The 6,975-nt window shown below is 69.2% G+C and carries 7 protein-coding genes; 4 read left to right on the forward strand and 3 right to left on the reverse strand.

The window, feature by feature from the left end; all coding sequences use genetic code 11:
* The first annotated feature begins 14 nt into the window (after positions 1–14).
* The 4 genes from EPD65_RS14925 to EPD65_RS14940 all read left to right on the forward strand — a co-directional run bounded on the left by EPD65_RS14925 (position 15) and on the right by EPD65_RS14940 (position 2,850).
* Positions 15–197 (forward strand): hypothetical protein, encoded by a 183-nt coding sequence (locus EPD65_RS14925; protein ID WP_131585536.1) that lies wholly within the window; start codon positions 15–17, stop codon positions 195–197.
* A gap of 147 nt (positions 198–344) precedes the next feature.
* Entirely contained in the window at positions 345–1,994 is a 1,650-nt protein-coding gene (locus tag EPD65_RS14930; RefSeq protein ID WP_131585537.1) for a magnesium transporter MgtE N-terminal domain-containing protein, read from the forward strand.
* The gene (locus EPD65_RS14935) at positions 1,991–2,455 is read left to right on the forward strand and encodes a hypothetical protein (protein ID WP_131585539.1); all 465 of its coding nucleotides are present in this window, start codon (positions 1,991–1,993) and stop codon (positions 2,453–2,455) included. The genes EPD65_RS14930 and EPD65_RS14935 overlap by 4 nt, the downstream gene beginning before the upstream one ends.
* Complete coding sequence (locus tag EPD65_RS14940; RefSeq protein ID WP_131585541.1) at positions 2,455–2,850, forward strand: hypothetical protein; 396 nt, start codon at positions 2,455–2,457, stop codon at positions 2,848–2,850. The genes EPD65_RS14935 and EPD65_RS14940 overlap by 1 nt, the downstream gene beginning before the upstream one ends.
* On the opposite strand, the gene icmF is transcribed toward EPD65_RS14940, so the two are convergent.
* From icmF to EPD65_RS14955, 3 genes are all read right to left on the reverse strand, one after another.
* Positions 2,851–5,964 carry a fused isobutyryl-CoA mutase/GTPase IcmF gene (gene icmF / locus EPD65_RS14945; protein ID WP_131585543.1) on the reverse strand — a complete coding sequence of 1,038 codons (3,114 nt, stop codon included), beginning with the start codon at positions 5,962–5,964 and terminating at the stop codon, positions 2,851–2,853.
* A 72-nt stretch (positions 5,965–6,036) separates the two neighbouring features.
* Positions 6,037–6,537: a MarR family winged helix-turn-helix transcriptional regulator gene (locus EPD65_RS14950; protein WP_131585545.1), complete on the reverse strand. Its 501-nt coding sequence runs from the start codon at positions 6,535–6,537 to the stop codon at positions 6,037–6,039.
* Between the two features lie 9 nt (positions 6,538–6,546).
* The gene (locus tag EPD65_RS14955; protein ID WP_131585547.1) at positions 6,547–6,852 is read right to left on the reverse strand and encodes an MGMT family protein; all 306 of its coding nucleotides are present in this window, start codon (positions 6,850–6,852) and stop codon (positions 6,547–6,549) included.
* Positions 6,853–6,975: the final 123 nt, after the last annotated feature.

Raw genomic sequence — 6,975 nt, forward strand, 5'->3', positions numbered from 1 at the left:
CCTACGGTCGGAACGTGAGCACCGTGGAGTCCGCTGCCACCACCGTCCCGGCCCAGCCGGACCGTCGTCCCGCCCGCAAGGCGGCCACCCTCGACACGCGCCGCCCGGCTGCCGACGAGAAGCAGCGCGTCGGCGAGATCTGCCCGACCTGCTTCATGGCGAAATCCCTCGCGGGCACCTGCGACACCTGCGACTGACCCCTGTAACGCGCAACTGGTCTGCGGTACGGTGCCGCTGGCACCTGGCTCGGCGGGTAGTTCTGCCCATCGACGCATCGCGGGCTGCCACCTAGTTTTCGGGGGAAGACCGGCTCGGGGCCGGTTCTGGCGAGGAAGGCGGCGGCGATGGCGTTCGTGGGCATGGACCCGGAGCGGATCCGGAAGGTCGCGGAGCAGCTCCGGCAGAGCAGCCACCAGCTCACCATGGTCAACGAGACCGTCCAGCGGCTGATCAACCAGGCCACGCAGGCGTGGGAGGGCCAGGACACGCTCGACTTCTCCGACGCCTGGACCGGCCAGCACAAGCTGACGCTGCAGCAGTGCTCGGAGCAGCTCGAGCAGATGTCGACCGATGCGATCGAGCAGATCGCCCAGCAGGAGAAGACGAGCGGCATCACCCCCGGTGGACCGGGCAGCGCGCTCAAGCCGGGAGATGTCATTCCCGGCACGACGATCCCGATGGACGGCCTCACGCCCGACAAGCTCAACGCGATGTCTCCCGAGGACCGGGAGAAGACGCTCGAGGCGATGACGCCGGCGCAGCGCGCTGCGTACCTCGCGTCCCTCACCCCGGAGCAGGCGGCCGGTCTCCTCAACGGCATGAGTCCCGAGCAGAGCGCGGGCGTTCTCGCGATGATGACGCCGGCGGCTCGCGTGGCTGCGCTCAGTGCGATGCCGACCGAGGACCGGCGCAAGGCGCTCGAGGAGATGCCGGAGGCCATGCGCGACGAGGTCTACGGCGCGATGGATCGCGAGGTGCTCGCGCAGACCATCGGTCACGACGTCACGCTCGCGAAGACCGAGTCCACGTTGAGCGTCGAGGCGGAAGCGGTCGGCTTCAAGATCGAAGCCATGGGTCAGGGCGAGATGGTCGTCAACGCCGACGGGTCGAGCACGGTGAAGCTCCACGGCGAGTTCGGTGGCGGCCGGACCTTCGGCTCCGACGAGAAGGGCGCGAGCGTCACGGCCGGGCTCGAGGCCGAGCGCGAGTACCAGTTCGCCAGCCCCGAAGACGCAGAGAAGTTCATCGCCGACCTGAAGCACGCCGCGACGAGCGTCAGCATCGACAACCCCAACCCGATCGACGACGTGTGGAAGGTGCTGGACAGCGGCCACCACGTCGATCGCTTCGGTGGCTACCTGCAGGCCGAAGGCCACGCCGAGCTCGGTGAGTTCGGCGAGATCGCCGGAGGCGGTCGGATCGACGTCCTCGCAACTCCCTCCGAGGACAAGCTGGAGGCCTCGCTCAAGCTGCACTACGACGCGTCGGCCAACGCCGGCGACTTCGCCAAGTTCAGCTCCGGCGGCGAGGTGGAGGTCAAGGGCGAGCTCGAGCACGGCCAGCTGTCGAAGATCGAGCTCAAGGCCTCGACCAACGGTGCGTTCGGCGCTGAGCTTGAAGGCAAGAGCAGCAGCGGCGCTCTCCTCACGACCACGCATGAGGTGGTCCAGGGGTCGAACATCGGCCAGGGTGGCGAGGTCAAGATGACGCTGAGCGCCGACAACCCCGGCTTCAGCCAGGTCAAGGAAGCGCTGCAGAACGGCGACGTCGGCAAGGCTACGGAGCTGGCCTACAAGTACTCCGATGTGAGCTACCGCCAGACCGTCAACACGGTCCTCGCCGACGACGAGCACTCGGTGAAGCTGGGTGCCTTCGGCGTGGACGTGGCCAAGGCGGGCTACCACTTCGAGTCGAAGGCTGAGGTGTCCACCCTCATCATGGAGAAGCCCGCCGGCTCCACCCACTACTACGACATCTCGGGAGGCTCGCGATGAGCGGCTCGGTCAACCTGGCGACGACGACGTGTGGTGCCGTGCACCTAGACGCTCCCACGTCGGCTCCGTCACTGCGCCTCGGGGAGTTCGGCCACCTCTGGGAGTGGGTCGGTGACGGCGAGGTGCTGGTCGCGCTGGTCGTCACGGTGCGCAGCAACACCCGCCTCACCTCGGCCATGAGCGTCCGCAACCGGCTCACCTGGGAGCTCGATCAGATCGCTGACCAGATGGAGTCGACCGGGGCCCGGACCGAGCCGGCTGGTGATCTCGCAGACACCGACAGTGCCGGTCACCCGGTGTCGGTGGGGCAGATCGACGGCACGCGGCGCGGCCTCGACGTCCGCGAACACGTCGTCGTCACCACGGACGGCACCGACCTCTACTCGGTCGACCTCGTCGTCGTCGCGGGGGCTGCTGGCGACGAGGTCGCGAGCCGCATCATCAGCAGCGTCGGCATCTGATGGCGCGCGGCGTGGCCAAGGGCTGCCTCAGCGTCTTCGTGATCGTCGGGGTCTTCTTCGGCGTGGTCGGATACCTGCTGTGGCCCACGTTCCATCCTGATCAGAAGGCGCTCACGAAGTCGGTGGAGCTGACCGTGGTCGACCATTGGTACGGCACGGGCGCAGGCCTGCGGACCGTGCCGGACGATCACATCAAGTACCACTACACCGTGGCGGGCCACACCTACGAGGACCAGACGCTCGCCGTCGACGGCTCGTGGTACCAGGGCAAGCGCCTCGTCGCCTGTGTGGACCCGGCGCACCCCGAGAAGTACGCGATCCTGCTGAACAAGGGTCCTGCCTGTGGAGCCAAGGACCTCAACAACTCGACGGCGACCGCCAAGCGGATCGACTGATCACACCGTCCGGCGGTACTCACCGCCGACCTCGAAGAACGCCTCGGTGACCTGCTGGAGCGTGCAGACCCGGGCGGCGTCCATCAGGACTGCGAAGACGTTCTCGCCGGACGTGGCCGCCTCCTTGAGGCGGGCCAGGGCGGCTGCGGACTCGGACCGGTGGGCGTCGCGGAAGGCGCCGACGCGACGCAGCTGCGACTCCTTCTCCTCACTCGTCGCGCGGGCCAGCTCGACCTCGTGCTCCGGCTCGCCGGCCGGGTTGCGGAACGTGTTGACGCCGACGATCGGCAGCGACCCGTCGTGCTTGCGCTGCTCGTACAGCATCGACTCGTCCTGGATCCGGCCGCGCTGGTAGCCGGTCTCCATCGCGCCGAGCACGCCGCCCCGCTCGGAGATCCGGTCGAGCTCGGCGAGGACGGCCGCCTCGACGAGGTCGGTCAGCTCGTCGATGACGTAGGAGCCCTGCAGCGGGTTCTCGTTCATCGCCAGGCCCCACTCGCGGTTGATGACGAGCTGGATCGCCAGCGCGCGGCGTACGGACTCGGAGGTCGGGGTCGTGACGGCCTCGTCGTACGCGTTGGTGTGGAGGCTGTTGGCGTTGTCGTAGATCGCGCAGAGCGCCTGCAGCGTGGTGCGGATGTCGTTGAACGCCATCTCCTGGGCGTGCAGGCTCCGGCCCGAGGTCTGGACGTGGTACTTCAGCTTCTGCGAGCGCTCGTTGGCGCCGTACTTCTCCTTCATCGCGACCGCCCAGATCCGGCGCGCGACGCGGCCGAGGACGGAGTACTCCGGGTCCATGCCGTTGCTGAAGAAGAACGACAGGTTCGGCGCGAAGTCGTCGATCTTCATGCCGCGCGCGAGGTACGCCTCGACGTACGTGAAGCCGTTGGCGAGGGTGAAGGCGAGCTGGGTCAGCGGGTTCGCTCCGGCCTCGGCGATGTGATATCCGGAGATGGAGACGGAGTAGAAGTTGCGCACGCCGTGCTCGATGAACCACTCCTGCACATCGGCCATGCAGCGCAGGCTGAACTCAGTGGAGAAGAGGCAGGTGTTCTGCCCCTGGTCCTCCTTGAGGATGTCGGCCTGCACGGTGCCGCGGACGGTGCGCAGGGCCTCCTCCGGGTCGCGTCCCTCGGCGACCGCCTGGTCGATGACCGTGTTGAGGAAGAACGCGAGGATCGTCGGCGCCGGTCCGTTGATCGTCATGCTCACGCTGGTCGTCGGTGAGGCCAGGTCGAAGCCGTCGTAGAGCGCCTTCATGTCGTCCAGCGTCGCCACGGAGACACCCGAGGTGCCGACCTTGCCGAAGACGTCCGGCCGCTCCTCGGGGTCGCGGCCGTAGAGCGTCACCGAGTCGAACGCCGTCGACAGCCGCGTCGCCGGCTGGCCCTCGGAGAGCATCTTGAAACGGCGGTTCGTGCGGAACGGGTCGCCCTCGCCGGCGAACATCCGGGCCGGGTCCTCGTCGTCGCGCTTGTAGGGGAAGACGCCCGCGGTGAAGGGGAAGTGCCCCGGAAGGTTCTCGCGGCGCAAGTAGCGCACCAGCTCCCGATGGTCACTGGTCTGGGGGGCGGCGACGCGCGGGATCTGGAGCCCCGACAGCGACTCGCGCGTGTGCGTGGCCGCCTCGTCGCGGACCTCCGGCCACGTGGCGATGGCGGCTGCGATCCCGTCCGGCAGCGGGTCCAGGCTGCGGCCTGCGCGGACGGCGCGCGAACCGAGGGCCCGGACGCGCTCGATGGCCTGGTGGTCTGCGGCCAGCTCGGCGAGCTCGTCGGTGGCGGCGTGGTAGCGGCGTACGGTCTCGGTGATCTCGGCCAGGTAGCGGGTGCGGTCGGCGGGCACGACCTGGTGCAGCCCGGTCGAGTGGCGGACCGTGACGTGGGGGAGGACGCCGTCGCCGGCGGGCAGGCCGCGCTCGGCGAGCGCGTCGCGCAGGTGCTGGTAGAGCGCGGTCACGCCGTCGTCGTTGAACGTCGCCGCGCTGGTGCCGAAGACCGGCATGTCACTGGGGGACGAGCCGAAGGCCTCCCGGTTGCGGACCAGCTGGCGCCCGACGTCACGCATCGCGTCGGCCCCGCCGCGGCGTTCGAACTTGTTGATCGCGACGGTGTCGGCGAAGTCGAGCATGTCGATCTTCTCCAGCTGCGACGCTGCGCCGAACTCCGGCGTCATCACGTAGAGCGCGTGGTCGACGAACGGCACGATGGCCGCGTCGCCCTGGCCGATGCCGGGCGTCTCGACGATGACGAGATCGAATCCGGCCGCCTTGAGCACGGTGATGACGTCGTCGAGGTGCTCGGGCACCTCATGGGCGCCGCGCGTGGCCAGCGAGCGGAAGAAGACCTCGTCGCCGGTCACCGCGTTGGCGCGGATCCGGTCGCCGAGCAGTGCACCGCCGCCACGACGGCGCGTGGGGTCGACCGCGACGATCGCGATCCGCAGCTTGTCGCCCTGGTCGGTGCGGAAGCGGCGTACCAGCTCGTCGGTGAGGCTCGACTTGCCGGAGCCGCCGGTGCCGGTGATGCCGAGGACGGGGACGGTGCGGGCCGCCGCGGCCGCGCGAAGGTGCTCGAGCATCTCCGCGGGGAGCCGGCCGGATTCCGCGCCGGTGAGGGCCCGCGCGACGGCCGGCCGGTCGCCCGTGAGCACGCCTTCGAGGGGCGCGGGGGAGAGCTCCCACAGGTCGCGGTCGCACTGCTCCACAACGGTGTTGACCATGCCGGCCAGCCCGAGGCGCTGACCGTCCTCGGGGGAGAAGATCGTGACGCCGGACCCGCGCAGTCGCGCGATCTCGGCCGGGACGATGACGCCCCCGCCGCCGCCGACGACCTGGACGTGGCCCGCACCCGCCGCACGCAGCGACTCGACGAGGTACTCGAAGTACTCCACGTGCCCGCCCTGGTACGACGACACCGCGACGCCCTGCACGTCCTCCTCGAGCGCCGCCTCGACGACCTCCCGCACGGAGCGGTTGTGGCCCAGGTGGATCACCTCGCAGCCCTGCGACTGGAAGATCCGGCGCATGATGTTGATCGAGGCGTCGTGGCCGTCGAAAAGGCTCGAGGCGGTGACCAGACGCACCGGGTGCGTGGGGACGTGCAGAGCAGGCACAGCGTTCTCCCGACAAGGTTCTTGGATGTCCTAGTATCAGGATAGTAGGACATCCAAGAAATGTCTGCGAGATCAGCCCGGCAGGTCTCCGAGAGCGCCGCGGAGCCCGGTCAGCACGGCCAGCAGGCGGGCCGTGTCGTCGGCTGCCAGCCCGGGCTTGGCGAAGACCGTGGCGTTGAGCGCAGCGGTCGCCTCCTCGACGACGCGGGAGCCCTCGCCGGTCAGTGAGGCATGGATGACGCGGCGGTCCTCCTCGGACCGGGTGCGCTCGACATAGCCCTGCTGGACGAGGCGTTCGACCGCGCTCGTCACGGTCGTGGCATGCACCTGGAGGAGTGACCCGAGACGCGACATCGTCATCGACCCCGACCGCGTGAACGAGATCAGCCGGATCACCTCGAAGCGCGCGAAGGTCAGCCCGAACGGCTTGAGCGTCGCGTCGATGCGCTCCTGGAAGAGCTGCTGCACCCGGGTCAGCGACGTCACCATCGCCATGCCGTCAGCGGCCTCGTCCCACCCGTGACGGAGCCACTGGGCGTGGGCTTCGTGGATCGGGTCCTTCGGCGCGGGCATGGCGACAGGCTAGCGGGGCTGCTCGTCTGCGGGCGTCCACAGCGCCGCGGCCACGTCGACGACACCGCGGCGCAGGGGAGTGCCCTCGAGGTGCCAGTGCTCCTGGGCATCGATCACGAGATGGGCCGGGAGCGTGCCGTCAGCGCGAACGACGCGCCACCAGGCAACGCCGTCGCCCTCGCGCTTCATGACGCCGCCGACCCCGCGCGGGCCGCCCTGGCCGAGGATCCGGGCGATCGTGCCGTAGGTGAGGACCCGGCCCGGCGGGATCTCCTCGACCAGCCGCAGGACGTCCTCGGTGAATTCGTCGGTCACGTCAGTCAGCGTACGGGCGGGCCTGTGCCGAACGGCGTACGGGCGGGTGCTTGCCAAACTGTCAGTCTGACAACTTCGCTGCACCTGACACTTCGGAAATGTCAGAGGCGGCCAAACTGTCAG

The sequence above is a fragment of the Nocardioides jejuensis genome, from assembly GCF_004337475.1.
GTDB classification, from domain to species: Bacteria; Actinomycetota; Actinomycetes; order Propionibacteriales; family Nocardioidaceae; genus Nocardioides; species Nocardioides jejuensis.